This is a genomic window from Salinivirga sp. (assembly GCF_055145285.1).
The window spans coordinates 1-15,280 of record NZ_JBSRDC010000003.1; the positions used below are offsets into that span (position 1 = coordinate 1).

Genomic DNA, 15,280 nt, shown 5'->3' on the forward strand with positions numbered 1-15,280 from the left:
AGAACATCAAATAGTAGAGGTTTATTGTTTATGCGGTTACTTGAACAGGCTGTTATTGCAGAGCCTTTAACATATGATAAAATTATTAACGAAAATCACGGGTGTTGATCGGATACCCCATATTAAATTTTAAAAGAAAACATATGGACCTGGGAACTTGTAACGGAACGCGTGGATTTATTTTTGATTTGGATGGTACGCTTGCCAACAGTATGCCTGTACATCTCGCTGCCTGGCAGGCGGTAGGAAGCCACCACGAATTCGAATATACCGAAGAAGACCTGAACCGATATGCCGGAATGTCGGGAGAAGAGATTGTTCGTATTATCAATGAAAAACAAAATATGGACCTGAATCCTGATGAACTTACACGCCAAAAGGAGGCCCATTTTCTTGAAAACCTTCATAAAGTACAACCTATTGAGCCAGTTGTCCGGTTACTTGACCGATATGCCCATCAGGTGCCAGTCTCTGTTGGCACAGGAAGTTTTCGTAGCGTAGCCCTACAAATTTTGGAAGTTATTGGTTTGTCCGACAAAGTAAAACTGCTGGTCACTGCCGATGATGTGGATAAGCATAAACCCGCTCCGGATACTTTCCTGAAATGTGCAGAACTCATGCAGGTGGATCCGGAAGAATGTCTCGTATTCGAAGATGCTGAACTCGGATTTCAGGCCGCAAAAAATGCCGGCATGCAGTATATTGATGTGCGCAAGTTTTATTGATAACAGTCATTTCGATATCGCGAACCGGCCATTTCGATTCCCGCGACCATCCCCACTAGCCACTCAATGGCCTTGTGGTATCAATTACGCAACAAAAAGTTCTTATTTGACCCTTCGGCAGTTCTTAGAGTAGCTCTTTGGGGTGGAACTGTGGGAATCGAAGAGAACGGTTGCATTTCTGACAATGTTCAATATGGATCGGCCATTTCGGTTCCCCCCGACCATCCCACCAGCCACTCAATGGCCTTGTGGAATTACACAAAAAAAAGTTCTTCATTTGACGCTGCGGCAGTTCTCTGAGTTGCTTTTTGGGGAGGAAACGCGCGAATCGAAGAGAACGGTTACCACTAAGCAAACTTATCAAAACCAACGACCAAATAACCCACAATTAGGCACCTATGACCTGTTTAACCAAATAGTTAAAGTTTTTAGTTAAAAAAATTGGTTAACTCCGAAACCTTTTATTTATTTGTATCGTTATATTTAACCAAACAGTTAAACTAAAAGGTCAAATGACTGAAACACCAACCGAACAAAAAATACTGGATGCGGCTCGCAAGCTTTTTATGCAAAAGGGTATGGGGGCCACCCGAATGCAGGAAATTGCAGATGAGGCAGGAATCAATAAAGCATTGTTGCATTATTATTTTCGCAGTAAACAGAAGCTTTTTGAACATACATTCAAAGAGGCTTTTGGACATTTGCAGCCCAGCTTGCAGGTGCTCACAAACATTGATTTGCCGATAGAACAACGTATGCGTTCATTTATCAGCGAATACGTTGATGTAATTGAGCAAAACCGGTTTTTACCATTATTTATAATGCAGGAAATACAACGTGATCCTGCAAATTTGTATAAATTGATGACGTCTTCCGGATTTGATCCGCGTAAGCTATTACCATTACTTGCCAAAGCCATTGGTAAATCCGAAAAAGAGGCTTTTGAATTAATTCTGAATACCATATCGCTCGTGGTGTTCCCTTACGTGGGGCAACCATTGATTACCCATGTGTTTTTTCATGGCGATGAGCAGGCATTCGCTCAAGCACTGGAAGGCCGTAAAGAACGCATAACCAGTTTGATTTTAAGTACAATTAAAAACCAATAAACTCGCACCGTTATGAATATTAGAACCATTATTTTGCTTATGCTTATTCCGGTGGGTTTATCTGCCCAACAAACCATAACACTGGAAGAATGCTGGAGCAATGCCCGGAAGCAAATGCCTGTTTTACAAAATATGCAGGCTTTTAATCAACTGGATAGCCTGGAGCAGTTAATTCTGAAGACCAACTACTTACCAAGCCTGAATGCCAGTGCCCAGGCCACCTGGCAATCTGATGTAACCAGCGTGGAAATATCAATGCCCGGCTTTTCTATCGATGAACCGTCCAAAGACCAATATAAAGCTACCCTGGAAATTAACCAATTGATATGGGATGGTGGCCGTACCAAAGCTTTAAGAGAGATGCACGGTGCAGAGACAGCTTTGTCGAAAGCAGAAACTGCAGAAGGCTTTTTTCCCATAAAACAGCGTGTAGCCAGCTTGTATTTTGCCCTGATGCTTTCGCAAAACCAGATGGACCTGACGCGTGAACTCATTACTACCTTGGCAAAAAAATTGAACGAAATTGATGCGGCCGTGGACCAGGGAGTTGTACGCGAAGCGGGAAAGTATGTGCTACAGGCAGAAAAATTACAGGCAGAGCAAAGTCTCTCCGGACAGGTTTATCGAGCTCAGGGCGTGGCTAAAATGTTGCATGTGCTCACACAGCTGAATATTAACTATAAAGATTCCCTGCAGGAGCCTGAGCCTCAAATTCCGGAAACCGTGAACAGGCATCAGCTAACTGTATTTGAGCTTCAGCAAGAGGCAACCACTCAGGCAAAAGAAGTGTTACAGAAAAATCGCATGCCTGTTGTAAATGCTTTTGCCCAGGCCGGTTATGGTAAACCAGGACTCAATATGCTTAAAACCGGGGCTGATAGTTGGCTGCTGGCGGGAGCTGGTGTATCGTGGAATATTTTCGACTGGAACAAAACTAAGCGCCAAAAGCAACAATTGACTGTACAAAAACAAATGATTGACCACAAGCGTGAGCAATTCTTACAGCAAGTCAACACCGAAAAACAGCAGTATCTTTCTGAAATAGATCAGTATCGAAAAGCACTGGTAAAAGATGCCAAAATAATTGCTCTACGGGAGAAGATCACCAATGATTACAGTTCTCAACTTAAGCAGGGAACAGTTACCTCGTCGGCTTTTATTGAGGAGCTGTTTAAAGAGCAGTCCGCTAAAATAACCAGGGAAATACATACCATAAAAATGAATCAATCACAAATTGCTTTACAAATACTTTTAGAAAAATAATGACCTTAAAACCTGATAAAATGAAAATTATTCAATTAAAAGTAATGCTAATTATTGCGCCAACCTTGCTCGTGGGATGCAACACAGAAAACAAAAAGTCAGATGCTTTTGGCAATTTCGAAGCTAATGAGGTAATGGTTTCAGCCAAAGGGCAAGGTGAACTCATTGATTTTAATGTGGTAGAAGGGCGCACATACGCCAAAGGGACTCATGTAGGTACGGTCGATACTACGCACCTGCATTTGCAAAAGGCTCAACTAAGAGCCAGTATGCAGTCGGTGGGAAGTCAGGCTGATAATATCGAGGCGCAAAAGCAGGTCGTCGAAAAAGAACTCAGCGTGTATGAGAAAAACCTTAAACGTATCACAGCGCTTGTGGAGAAAAAGGCTGCCACGCCTCAACAACTCGATGAAATTGAAGGCAAGGTGAACGTGGCCAGAGCACGGTTGAATGCTTATAAAGTACAAAAGCAATCAGTATTACAAGAACTGAACGTCCTGAAAGCCAAATTGACCTCAATCGACGCTAAAATCAACGATTACCGCATAATTAATCCCATAAATGGTATTGTACTGAATCGCTTCAAAAAGCAAGGAGAGATGGTGATGCCCGGCACAAGCCTGTACAAAATTGCTCCTTCCAACAGTCTGATATTACGCGTTTACGTTGATGGAGAAATGCTCTATAAAGTACGTAAAGGCGATGAGGTAAAGGTATATACCGATATCGACGACAATGAACTTTATGAGGACAAAGGAATGGTAACCTGGGTGGCCAATGAAGCGGAATTCACTCCAAAAGTCATTCAAACCCGCAAGGAGCGAACAAAATTGGTGTACGCGGTCAAGATTAAAGTAAGTAACCAGGAAGGTAGGTACAAGATTGGTATGCCGGCAGAGGTGAATTTTTAGGATCCAAGATCAGAGATCCACCATCTAAAATCTAAGATCATGATCCAAATAAACAACATATCAAAAAAATTCGGGAAAGTACAGGCTTTACAAAATATCAATCTAAAAATTGACGACAGCGAGCTTTTTGGGTTGATTGGTCCGGATGGTGCCGGTAAAAGTACCCTGATGCGCCTGATGACCACTTTGCTTATTCCGGAATCTGGAGCCATCAGCATGAATGGCCGTGATAGTATGAAGGATTACAAAGCCATCCGGCGGCATGTGGGTTATATGCCGGGTCGGTTTTCGTTGTATCCGGATTTGAGCGTGGAGGAGAATTTGGCTTTTTATGCCAGTGTATTCGGCAGCACCATTGAAGATAATTATGATTTGGTGAAAGATGTTTACGAACAAATAGCACCATTTAAAAAACGGTTGGCCGGGCGGCTATCGGGCGGGATGAAGCAGAAACTTGCTCTGTCGTGTGCGCTGATCCACCGACCTGAGATTTTGATACTCGATGAGCCTACCACCGGAGTGGATGCTGTTTCACGAAAGGAATTTTGGGAGATGCTCAAAAAAGTTCAGCAAACCGGTATCACCATTGTAGTAAGTACACCTTACATGGATGAGGCCTCGCTTTGCGACAGAGTAGCGTTGATGCAAAAAGGCGAGGTTTTACAAGTCGATACACCTCACGCAATTATGGCATCGTTCCCTCAGAAGCTTTTTGCTGTTAAGGCCGATGACCACTATCAGTTGCTTAAAGATTTGAAAATGAGCGATCAGGTTTCCTCTGTATTTCCTTTTGGCCAGTTTTTACATGTAACCCTGAACCAGGAGCAACAGGGGCAGGATGATTTGCAGCTTCTGATTCAGGAGAAAGGGCATGCAAATGTTAAAGTACAGCCTGTTAAGGCTGGTATTGAAGATGTTTTTATGCATTTGATGCAAGCCAATTAAAATTTAGAACAATGAACAAAAAAGGAATTGCCATAAGTGCCCGTAATCTGACCAAGAAATTTGGTTCATTTGCAGCCAACAAGGACCTTAATTTTGATGTATACAAAGGTGAAATTTTCGGATTTCTCGGGGCCAATGGTGCCGGAAAAACCACTGCCATAAAAATTCTCTGCGGACTGAGCAAACCCACTTCTGGCGATATTCATGTGGCCGGTTTTGATGTGTATACCGAAACAGAACAAATAAAAAAGCATATAGGCTACATGAGTCAGCAATTTTCCTTGTACGATGATCTTACCGTGTGGGAGAATATTCGCTTCTATGCAGGAATTTACGGCATGCCCAAAAGGACCATCAGGGAAGAGGCTGATAAGCTAATAGAAAAGTTGGGACTGGAACATGCGCGCGATAAACTGATTGGCTCACTGCCATTGGGATGGAAGCAAAAACTGGCTTTTAGCATTGCAATCATACATAAACCGGCTATTGTTTTCCTTGACGAACCTACCGGGGGTGTCGATCCAATTACACGCAGACAGTTTTGGGAGTTAATTTATGAAGCAGCCCACGGAGGTATAACCGTATTTGTAACCACACATTACATGGACGAAGCTGAATATTGCGACCGATTATCAATAATGGTAACCGGTGAAATCAAGGCCATAGGCAAACCACTTGATCTGATTAATGAATATGAAGCAAAAAATATGGACGAAGTATTTGTGAAAATGGCGAGAGGGTAGATCAGATCTATGATCCCAGATCCAAGATCCCAGATCATAAATAGAAACATAAATAACGAAAATAAAAATATATACAATACTAAAATTGAAACAAATAATGAGTTATAAAAATCTGGAAATATGGCAACTAGCAAGAGAGAATGTAAATCAGATACATGAACTTACAATTAATGAGTTGCCCAAATTTGAAATGTATGAAGTTGGATCTCAGATTAGACGATCATCAAAATCAGTAAAAGCAAATATTGTTGAAGGATATGGCAGACGTGAATATAAACATGATTTTATTCGCTTTTTGACATTTGCGTTAGCATCTAATTATGAAACGCTTGATCATTTAGAAACCTTATTCGAAACGAAGTCGCTAACTGATGAGAAAATTTTCAATCAAGCACATGACCGAATAAATCATTTGAGCAGAAAACTATATAATTTCCTCAATGCCGTACATTCAAAGCACAATAAATAGTTCGGTGGTTTCCCAGATCTAAGATCCCAGATCATAGATCCGAGATCCCAGATCCCAGATCCGAGATCCCAGATCAAAGATCCAAGATCCGAGATCCAAGATCAGAGATCAATTAAAAACAAGACGATGAAATTTACTACGAAAGAAATAAAAGCCGAAACACTAAACACCGCCAAAATATGAAACGTTTTTTTGCCTTCGTTAAAAAAGAATTTTTCCACATATTCCGCGATTACCGGACATTGCTGATACTCTTTGGGATGCCGGTGGCGCAAATTCTTATTTTCGGCTATGTAATCACAACCGACCTGAAAGATGTGAAAATTGCTATCTATGACCCAACGCCCTCTGAGGTTACTCAAGGTTTGGTGCATAAACTCGAATCTTCCGGGTATTTTATTGTTGATCGGCATCTGACATCTCCTGGGGATGCTGAGGCTGCTTTTAAAACCGGTGATATTCGCGAGGTGATAATATTTGAGGCTGGGCTGGCTGAGAAACTCCAACGTGATGGTACAGGTGCCATTCAGCTTTTAATTGATGCCAGTGATCCAAATATGGGTAACCTGATAAATCAGTATACACGTGGAATTATTCTGAAGTACCAGCAGCAAATTAGCAGTGGCCCTGCTATTTCCGCCGGAATAGATGTAGAAAGCCGCATGATGTTCAATACCGACCTGGCCAGTGTTTACATGTTCGTACCCGGTACCATGGCCCTGATTCTGATGTTGATTTCAGCCATGATGACCAGCATTAGTATTGCACGAGAGAAGGAGGTGGGTACTATGGAGGTGCTGCTGGTATCACCTTTGCGTCCGCTACAAATTATTTTGGGAAAAGTAACCCCTTATGTGGTTTTGTCTTTTATCAACGCTGTAACCATTATTATTTTAGGCAATACAGTTTTTGGTGTGCCTGTTAAAGGGAGCCTCTTTCTGTTGATGGGAGAGAGTTTGCTTTTTATTTTATTGGCTCTGTCGCTCGGTATTCTGATTTCAACAGTAAGTAAAACACAGCAGGTTGCTATGTTCATATCACTTTTTGCCCTGATGTTACCCACCATTTTGTTGAGCGGATTTATATTTCCGATAGAAAGCATGCCCGAAATTTTACAATGGATTAGCGTGATTATGCCACCTCGTTGGTTTATTGTGATCATAAAGAATATTATGTTGAAAGGTGCTGGAATTGCCTTTGTATGGCAGGAAACGCTGATTTTAATTGGAATGATTACGTTTTTCATATTTATGAGTGTGAAGAAGTTTAAAATAAGGTTAGAATAGTATTAGAGAATAGCGATGGCGATAGCGCGGATTTGTAACCGTGCTAAATAAGGCACGGATTACAAATCCGCGCCATCAAGGGCGTGCCTATTAATAAACAAAAATACTGATAATGAGAACAATATCATATATACTTAGAAAAGAATTTACGCAGATATTCAGAAATAAAACCATGCTGCCCATCATTTTCCTTGTGCCTGTGATACAGTTAGTGGTTTTAGTATTTGCGGCCAATATGGAATTGAAAAATATTGATGTGACTGTGGTCGACCGTGATAAAAGCCTTACCTCACAGCGATTGGTTGCAAAGTTCAGTGGTTCGCCTTATTACAATGTATCATTTAGCGAAGGGAGCGTCGATAAGGCCGTGGATGATCTGTATGCAGATCAATCGGATATGGTTTTGCATATTCCCCAACATTTTGAACGCGACTTGTATATTCAAAAGCAGGCTGATTTGCAGGTATTGATAAATGCCATTAACAATACCTCGGCCAGCCTGATGAATGGCTATACGCAATCTATTGTGATGGATTTTAATTCAGATGTTATGTTGGAGGTCATTCCGGGGCAACCTCAATTGAGCAATCAGTTTGATGTGGAATCGTCGTTTTGGTTCAATCCCGAATTGAACTACAAAATTTATATGCTTCCGGGTATTCTTGTGATTCTTGTAACTGTAATTGGCATGTTTCTCACAGCGCTCAACATTGTTCGCGAAAAAGAATTAGGCACTATTGAACAAATCAACGTAACACCCATTCGAAAACATCATTTATTGATAGGCAAGTTAGTCCCTTTTTGGATTATTGCCATGTTTGAACTGGCATTTGGTTTAACCATTGGTTATGTATTTTTCCATTTACCCATTGAGGGCAGTTTGATTACTTTGTTTGGGTTTGGTTCTATTTATCTGCTTGTAGCTCTTGGTATTGGTCTGTTTTTGTCCACTGTAACCGACAACCAGCAACAGGTAATGTTCCTGTCTTACTTTTTTATGCTGACATTCATTTTGATGAGTGGCATTTTTACACCGGCCGATAGTATGCCTCAGTGGGCACAAATTGTGAATTATATTAATCCGTTTTATTATTTCATTCGCGCTATTCGCATGATTTTACTCAAAGGCAGTGAATTCATTCATGTATTACCCGAGGCCTTGAGCTTATTGACCTATGCACTTGTAATTTTCAGTTTAGCGCTGTGGCGATACCGGAAAACTGTGTAATAAGTATGAACCGGGATTTAAATAGTAGTTAACCTTTATATCTCCTGGAGTGGTGGAGGTCGTATGGTTTTACAGCACTATTGAACTTTGCTCAAGTTTTTTCAATCTTCTAAACAGTTGCTTTGATGTAACGAGCAAAAATGGACTTATATCCAGTCCAGACTCTTTGAGAGCCAGAGCTACCCAGGTATTGCAGGTTCTGAACATGGAATATTTTCGCTTTGCCAGGAAAAAGCCGCTTGAGTCGCGGAAGAAAGTACTGGGTATAACATTACCTGCTTCATTTTTTTGAAATGCATTTGAAAGAAATTTGCACAAAGCAAAATATGTGTCTCTTGTCATGGAGATTTCTATTATGTTTGGCTGCCTGTAATACCTTTTGATTTCGCGTGAATAAGGAGTCATGCTAACCACAGCCTGGGTTGGCCACAATATGGTGCTTGCACTCACGAAAATACCAGGCTCGGGTATTTGATAGTATTTTTCTTCGCCCCAGCTTACATCGAGGTATTTATGCCGGGTATAAGGTTGGGCTTCTTTAAAAATATGGTATGGTATATCAGCTGTTTCCAATACAATACCCGTGTGCCAACCGGCCTGAACAATGTAAACAGGGTATTTTTGTGCATTAGAGGTAAATCCCGTGGCGAACAGGCCAATGAAAAGTAAGATGCTTATAAAGTAATTTGTTGGCATTCGACATTTGCTAAGGTTCAATTAACTAACAAAAATTGAGCAGTCCTGGTTTTGTTTATTTAGTGCAACAACAAAAAACAGCCAGACCACTGAGTATGAATTCCCTGGTGGATCTGGCTGGTTGAATAAAATATAATTCAGTATTAACCTCTAACGCTTATCGCATCATTTTCATTAGTTTTAGGTTTTGAATTAGTCCGTCTTTACTGATGTTTAATATGTACATTCCATTTTGCAAATCATTGATTTGCATTGGGAAGTCAGTGATTTGAATTTTGTTTCTGCCGGGATTTAAGTAACGGTTCAATTGAGACACCATTCGACCATCTGCACGCAGCAAAGTAAGTTTATAGCTGCCGGCATTTTTTACTTCAGCTTCAATAATGGTTTGCGCCGTAATAGGATTCGGGTTTGCAATTACCTGTAACGATTGTGAATTGTGGGATTGCGCTATAGCTGAAGGTTCACGATCCATTTCCAGCAGTGTAGCCGTATCCTTCCAGTTAAAATGTACAAAAAGGAATGTTCCATCCCAGTGTGCTGAGGGCACGTTGTTTTGATAGTCTGCCTCATTGCTATAAAACGGTACATCATAACCATTGAGCGTAAGGTCACCGGGGGCATTGTAGAGGCTGTAAAACATGAGTTCCATGTGACGTTCGGGTGCCATTATGTTATTTTCAATTACTTCCAGGTTCACTGAAGCATAGTTACCATCGGCTGTTGCTGTGAGTTGCATCAAATCATATTGGCTTGCGCTCAGGTTTCCTGCTGTTACACCATCGTCATGAAACCATTGGCGGGTTGTTGTTTGGCCGTCGGCGGGCAATGCATGGCGTAAGCGGATTGAATCGCTATCGTAAGCTTTCGAATGCATGAGTTCTTCCTGCGTTTGTACCAGGAATCCTCCTTCGCGCAACAGGAGCGGGATCTCATCTAGCGGGGCATCTATTGTAATGGTCGTGTTGGCACTATACTTTTCACCGGTATTATAATCGAACCAGTTGTTTTCCGGAAGTGTAACCATGCGTGAGGTTTGTCCCTCCATGAGCACTGGCGCCACCAGTAAATCTTTACCCCAAAGGTATTGGTCGCCCAGCTCGCTGAGCAATTCGGTGGATGAATTGTAGTAGTTTGAGGGACGGGCTAAAGGTGTGCCTTGCGTGCTGTATTCCCATGCCAGGGTGTAGTTGTAAGGTAAAAATTCGTAGCGCATTTCAATGGCTTTGCGCACGCGGTTTTGTGTTTGCGCATCGTAAAATATGGGCTCTGTAGGTACGCCTGTTCCGTGTGCTCGCATTACAGGTGAGAATGTGCCAAGTTGTAACCAGCGCGTGTATAATTCACCATTTTGCCCGCCACCGGTAAATCCGCCAAGGTCGGAATGCATGTAGCCGATTCCGCTCATGCTCATGTGCAGCATGATGGGGATTTGGGATTGTAGTCCCTGGAAGCTTCTTTGTATATCGCCTGACCACGGGTATGTGCTGTAACGTTGCATACCTGTATAGCCTGAACGGGTAAGGTTGAATAATCTTTTTTCAGGATAATTTTCAGCAGTTTTATCGTGCAACATTTTTGCCCATTGGTTATTGAAAATGTTGTGGACGTCATTGGCCATGCCCATTTCATGAATCATTTCGGCTGGATGGGTTTCCGGTTCACCGAGATCGGTCCAAAGACCAGATGTACCCATTTCAAAGAGGTTTTGGTAGTGGGGCCAAAGCCAGTTTCGGGCCGTATCGGAGCTCATGTCGAACAACGCTGCATCGCCGGCCCAGAATCCGTAGAGCACAAAAGGATCTCCACTATCATTTTTAGCAAAATGTTCTGCTGCAGCTGCGCCATCATACAGATCGCTCGTGAGGGTGAAATAGGGCTCCGTTATTAGGATAGTTTCAATGCCCTGGTTTTGAAAGTCTGACATCATACCCTCAGGGTCGGGGAAGTTTGTCATATCCCAATTGAAGTCGCCCATATGTGATGTGCCGCCAAACCAATAAAGATCGAGTACAAGGGCATCCATTGGGAAGTTCCCGGCCTGCATATCTGCCACAATTTGTTCTGCTTCATCCTGGGTTTCGTATCCGTACCGGGACTGAATGTACCCCAATCCCCACATTGGTGGCATGGGTGCATGCCCGGTAAGGTCAGCCAAATTTTTGGAAACATCATCCAGACTTTCGCTATCGGTAATTAAAAAACGTAATGTCCCGCCTGCAGTCTGATATCCCATGTCGCCCGGAGTGTTGGATCCAATATCAATCTGGCCCGGGTGGTGATTGTCAAATATCCAGGCAAATCCATCGGTCGACGTCAAAACTGGTATGGATGTGTTCAGATTAGGTGTTTGATTTGAGTAACCATAATGAGCCTGGTTATAGAGGTCAATGGAATAACCATTCAGGTTAAACGGCAAGGCTCTTGCACCTCCGCCATAAATTTTGGTGTTTTCGTTAAAACCTAGCGTCATCAAACCACCGTTTCCGCCATTGCTGGGGAAGAAGCTTTTGAGCGAGGTTATGGTGTCTCCATTGAGATAAAATATTTTTAGTGGTTCTTTTTCAATAATTATCTCCCAGGTATTCCACAAGACTGTTATTTGTTCAGCAGTAGTATCCACACTAAACGTGGCTGTAACCGGCATTTCAGTAATGGCATAACTTTCAGAAGAAGAATACCCGTCAGGAATAATTTCTGTAGCCAGGCCGTGTGCATAGGTAATAAGATTGATGTTTCCTTTGGCTGTATTTATTTCCAGTCCGTTTTCTGTAGTTGTGAACGACTGATAGCTCCAATCGTTGGTTACCTGTAAGGGTATAAAAATATCCGATCCTTCGGCACTGCGACCGGTTATAGAGCCGTCGGCATTGCGAAACACAAAGGCCAGGCTTAGTACGGTTTCGCTGCTGTCTATACCGTAAAAGCTCCGAATATTAAAAGATATCGAGTAAAGGTTTTCGTCTAAGCTATCCATTAAAACTGTATCGTTTGGTATTCCCCAATCAGATACGACGTGCTTCCAGTCACTTCCACTGGTGCTTTGCAGAGTTATTACACCTGTATGGGCATAAACATTTCCTTCGAAGTCCATTAAACCCTGATCGCCCTGTGTGGCATCAAAATAAATGGTTACAGTAGAATCAACGGTGGCATCACCGGGTTCCATCCAGGCTACCTGGGTGTTTCCCAGAGCCGGAATTAATAGCATAACGGATAGTGTGTAGAGTAATTTTTTCATAATGTAAAAATAACCATTTTGAGGCCGAAAGACAATGTATCAGACCCAGGATGCAGTATTTTTTAACGCAAACCTTTGCGGAAGATAACCGGTAATGATAAATGAAACCGCACCGGGATTTAATTTAACGTGAGGGCCATATGCATATAAAGTAGAAGGTATACACTAAGGCAATAGCCTATTTTATTTTTCTCTGTTTATAGCAAAAAATCAAGGAAATTCTCTCTGTGAATGGTCTCAAATTTTACTGGTTGATAGCTATCTTTAAAGGTTTTGGGTAGTTTGACTTTTTGAGGTTTATATTTAACTTCATAAGCAAATAACTCACCTTCAATTTCTTCTACATAATCAATTTCTTGCTGCTGATAAGTTCTCCAGAAATATCTGTTTAAATAGATCTGCTCATATTTTAGTTTTTTTAGACGTTCTGAAAGTACAAAGTTTTCCCATAGCTGACCAATATCATTTCGGTAGTTCAATGTATTGAATTGTTTGATAACGGCATTTCTAACACCGTTGTCCAGGAAGTAATATTTGGATTTTTTTGTGATTTCTTTTCTGGGGTTTTTACTGATAGCCGGTAGTTTGTATATCACAAAGCTTTTTTGCAGTAAATCAAGATATCTTTCAATAGTTTTTACATCCAGTTTTATTTGTTTGCTTAGTTCATGTACAGATATTTCAGAACCTATTTGAAAGGCAATCAGACTTAATAATTTATAAAGCTTCTCTGAATTCCTGATTTTATCAAGCGTTAAAATGTCTTTTAATAAATATGAACCCACAAGCTCTTCGAGGTATTCTTTTTTGGTGTTTTTATTCAATGTTGTGTAAATTTCGGGATAGCTCCCAAAGATTAACAGATCTTCTAACTGTTGCTTAATTTCAAATCTATTAAAATGATTATTCAGCTCTTTTAACGATAGGGGAAATAGAATTAATTCTCGTTTTCTTCCTGTAAGGGGTTCTCCAACTTGTTGCTGTATAGCAAATGACGATGAACCGGTAGCGATAACTTGCAGGTTAGGTATTTGGTCAACCATAATTTTAATAACCTGGCCAATGTTTTGAATGTTCTGCGCTTCGTCAAGAATGATTAAATCATAATTTTCTGCGTATTCTTTTATTTGTGAAAAATCATTGGATGAGAGCAATTGTTGAATCTGAATATTGTCACCTGAATCAACTTTATAATGTAGTTTGGTATTTTTTAAAAATTCATCAATTAATGTTGTTTTCCCGACTCGTCTTGCTCCGTAAACTATTAAAGCCCTTTTGTCAGGCATCCAGTCCAATAGATTATGGTAAAATCGTCGAATCATATTTCATTTTAAACCGAAATTAGTGATTTGACCCGGCAAATCCAAGAAAATCACATGAATTTTTGGATTGCAACTCCAAATTTTAATATAAAAATTGGGAGTTTGATTCCAGATTTTCAATGTTTTGGGCACATAAAAACCGAATAAAAAACATGAGGGCCTCACTTAAAGCGAGGCCCTCACACAAATCTATTTTATTTTTTTACTGTGCGTCGATAAATTCATTTAACTCATCGATGGAGCTTTCATATTCAAATGCATCATTAACGATGTAGTATTCGTTTTTATTCTGGCATTTGGGGTATGCAAATTGAGCATATTCAACACGTGTGCTTTCATACTCCAACAATTCCATAACTTCTTTTATCTGAGTTGCTGTTAAGCAGTGACTCTTAGTTATTTGCTTGGCCATTGTCATTTTTGAATCTTCGAAGGTTTTTCCTGCAATAGATTTTTTTGCCTTTTCAAATGCAGTAGCAGACATCATGCAACCACGTGTTGCTTCTCTTTTTTGTACGGGCTGTTCAGTAAAATTTGTTGAAGAACTGCTTGAAGAGCTTGTGGTTGTTGTTGTGCTTGAAACGGTCATTTGAGCATTATTCGTTTTTTTCCGGGGTTTCCCCTCAGTGGTTGTGGTAACGGTTACTGTTCCTGATTCAGTTGTTTCTCCACCAGAAACATTCACTGTAGCTCCCTGCTCATTCATCTGCGTATTAATTGAGATGTTCACATTTTCGTTTGCGTTTTCAGGTGACGCTGTTGTAGTTGTTTGAACTGTATGCGTTTCGGTTGTCTGGTTTTTCTGTGGCGCTGCAGTTGAGGTGCTCACAGTTGTTTTCTGAGGTTTGGTTTCCTTTTTAGCTGCAGATCTTTCGAACTCCATTTCTGAAAAAAATCTGAGCTTGTAAGCACCTTTACGGTTTTTCTTGATCGTATAGGTTACCTTTTTACCAGGTTTAGTCATCAGGTTTTTTTCAATTTCGGGAATACCTTTTTTCTGAAATACAATTTTTCCTTTGTACCACTCACTTTTTAAATCGTAGAGTGTTACGCGTGTTTGAGCTTCTTTGTTCTGCTTTTCTCCATTAAGATAAATAAAGAAAGCATCGCCATCGTTATTGAAAACTTCAATCGCACGTTGCGCAGATACATTAAAAGTAAAGCTAACAAACAGTATAGCTGAAATTAAGGTTAAAAGTCTCATAGTATTCATTTTTTGATTTTTAGTGGGAGGATTTTTCTTTTTGTATATATGTCAAAAATAACAGATATAAATTAATTATACAATAAAAAAAGCGCCTCCTGGCAATGAAGGCGCTTTAACATTGATTAATGTATAAAT

13 protein-coding genes and 1 pseudogene are annotated in these 15,280 nt (G+C 40.8%); 10 read left to right on the plus strand and 4 right to left on the minus strand.

Annotated features, from left to right (window positions below):
• The 10 genes and pseudogenes from ACTB0Y_RS00325 to ACTB0Y_RS00370 form a co-directional block, all read left to right on the plus strand.
• A pseudogene (locus ACTB0Y_RS00325) lies at positions 1-108 on the plus strand (IS1595 family transposase); the annotation flags it as partial.
• A 35-nt stretch (positions 109-143) separates the two neighbouring features.
• Positions 144-725, plus strand: a complete 582-nt coding sequence (locus ACTB0Y_RS00330; protein WP_463204786.1) for an HAD family hydrolase — start codon at positions 144-146, stop codon at positions 723-725.
• A 512-nt stretch (positions 726-1,237) separates the two neighbouring features.
• The gene (locus ACTB0Y_RS00335; protein WP_463204787.1) at positions 1,238-1,834 is read left to right on the plus strand and encodes a TetR/AcrR family transcriptional regulator; all 597 of its coding nucleotides are present in this window, start codon (positions 1,238-1,240) and stop codon (positions 1,832-1,834) included.
• Positions 1,835-1,846: 12 nt separating this feature from the next.
• A complete protein-coding gene (locus tag ACTB0Y_RS00340) occupies positions 1,847-3,097 on the plus strand; it encodes a TolC family protein (protein ID WP_463204788.1) in 1,251 nt (416 codons plus the stop codon).
• 20 nt (positions 3,098-3,117) lie between these two features.
• Entirely contained in the window at positions 3,118-4,008 is an 891-nt protein-coding gene (locus ACTB0Y_RS00345) for an HlyD family secretion protein (protein WP_463204789.1), read from the plus strand.
• Between the two features lie 39 nt (positions 4,009-4,047).
• Positions 4,048-4,953: an ABC transporter ATP-binding protein gene (locus ACTB0Y_RS00350; RefSeq protein WP_463204790.1), complete on the plus strand. Its 906-nt coding sequence runs from the start codon at positions 4,048-4,050 to the stop codon at positions 4,951-4,953.
• Positions 4,954-4,964: 11 nt separating this feature from the next.
• On the plus strand, positions 4,965-5,696 hold the full coding sequence (locus tag ACTB0Y_RS00355; RefSeq protein ID WP_463204791.1) for an ABC transporter ATP-binding protein: 732 nt from the start codon (positions 4,965-4,967) through the stop codon (positions 5,694-5,696).
• A 97-nt stretch (positions 5,697-5,793) separates the two neighbouring features.
• On the plus strand, positions 5,794-6,165 hold the full coding sequence (locus ACTB0Y_RS00360) for a four helix bundle protein (RefSeq protein ID WP_463204792.1): 372 nt from the start codon (positions 5,794-5,796) through the stop codon (positions 6,163-6,165).
• A gap of 179 nt (positions 6,166-6,344) precedes the next feature.
• Positions 6,345-7,451, plus strand: a complete 1,107-nt coding sequence (locus ACTB0Y_RS00365; RefSeq protein ID WP_463204793.1) for an ABC transporter permease — start codon at positions 6,345-6,347, stop codon at positions 7,449-7,451.
• A 112-nt stretch (positions 7,452-7,563) separates the two neighbouring features.
• Complete coding sequence (locus ACTB0Y_RS00370; RefSeq protein WP_463204794.1) at positions 7,564-8,679, plus strand: ABC transporter permease; 1,116 nt, start codon at positions 7,564-7,566, stop codon at positions 8,677-8,679.
• 69 nt (positions 8,680-8,748) lie between these two features.
• Here the strand turns inward: ACTB0Y_RS00370 and ACTB0Y_RS00375 are convergent, their stop codons facing one another.
• The 4 genes from ACTB0Y_RS00375 to ACTB0Y_RS00390 all read right to left on the minus strand — a co-directional run bounded on the left by ACTB0Y_RS00375 (position 8,749) and on the right by ACTB0Y_RS00390 (position 15,142).
• Positions 8,749-9,375 carry a DUF2459 domain-containing protein gene (locus ACTB0Y_RS00375; protein ID WP_463204795.1) on the minus strand — a complete coding sequence of 209 codons (627 nt, stop codon included), beginning with the start codon at positions 9,373-9,375 and terminating at the stop codon, positions 8,749-8,751.
• A 157-nt stretch (positions 9,376-9,532) separates the two neighbouring features.
• Positions 9,533-12,616: a DUF4961 domain-containing protein gene (locus tag ACTB0Y_RS00380; RefSeq protein WP_463204796.1), complete on the minus strand. Its 3,084-nt coding sequence runs from the start codon at positions 12,614-12,616 to the stop codon at positions 9,533-9,535.
• Between the two features lie 197 nt (positions 12,617-12,813).
• The gene (locus ACTB0Y_RS00385) at positions 12,814-13,938 is read right to left on the minus strand and encodes an ATP-binding protein (protein ID WP_463204797.1); all 1,125 of its coding nucleotides are present in this window, start codon (positions 13,936-13,938) and stop codon (positions 12,814-12,816) included.
• A gap of 202 nt (positions 13,939-14,140) precedes the next feature.
• The gene (locus ACTB0Y_RS00390; RefSeq protein WP_463204798.1) at positions 14,141-15,142 is read right to left on the minus strand and encodes a DUF4476 domain-containing protein; all 1,002 of its coding nucleotides are present in this window, start codon (positions 15,140-15,142) and stop codon (positions 14,141-14,143) included.
• Positions 15,143-15,280 lie beyond the last annotated feature (138 nt).

Coding starts and splice junctions, on each gene's coding strand:
- ACTB0Y_RS00330 (WP_463204786.1), top strand. CDS start 144: ATGGACCTGGGAACTTGTAACGGAACGCGTGGATTTATTTTTGATTTG.
- ACTB0Y_RS00335 (WP_463204787.1), top strand. CDS start 1,238: ATGACTGAAACACCAACCGAACAAAAAATACTGGATGCGGCTCGCAAG.
- ACTB0Y_RS00340 (WP_463204788.1), top strand. CDS start 1,847: ATGAATATTAGAACCATTATTTTGCTTATGCTTATTCCGGTGGGTTTA.
- ACTB0Y_RS00345 (WP_463204789.1), top strand. CDS start 3,118: ATGAAAATTATTCAATTAAAAGTAATGCTAATTATTGCGCCAACCTTG.
- ACTB0Y_RS00350 (WP_463204790.1), top strand. CDS start 4,048: ATGATCCAAATAAACAACATATCAAAAAAATTCGGGAAAGTACAGGCT.
- ACTB0Y_RS00355 (WP_463204791.1), top strand. CDS start 4,965: ATGAACAAAAAAGGAATTGCCATAAGTGCCCGTAATCTGACCAAGAAA.
- ACTB0Y_RS00360 (WP_463204792.1), top strand. CDS start 5,794: ATGAGTTATAAAAATCTGGAAATATGGCAACTAGCAAGAGAGAATGTA.
- ACTB0Y_RS00365 (WP_463204793.1), top strand. CDS start 6,345: ATGAAACGTTTTTTTGCCTTCGTTAAAAAAGAATTTTTCCACATATTC.
- ACTB0Y_RS00370 (WP_463204794.1), top strand. CDS start 7,564: ATGAGAACAATATCATATATACTTAGAAAAGAATTTACGCAGATATTC.
- ACTB0Y_RS00375 (WP_463204795.1), bottom strand. CDS start 9,375: ATGCCAACAAATTACTTTATAAGCATCTTACTTTTCATTGGCCTGTTC.
- ACTB0Y_RS00380 (WP_463204796.1), bottom strand. CDS start 12,616: ATGAAAAAATTACTCTACACACTATCCGTTATGCTATTAATTCCGGCT.
- ACTB0Y_RS00385 (WP_463204797.1), bottom strand. CDS start 13,938: ATGATTCGACGATTTTACCATAATCTATTGGACTGGATGCCTGACAAA.
- ACTB0Y_RS00390 (WP_463204798.1), bottom strand. CDS start 15,142: ATGAGACTTTTAACCTTAATTTCAGCTATACTGTTTGTTAGCTTTACT.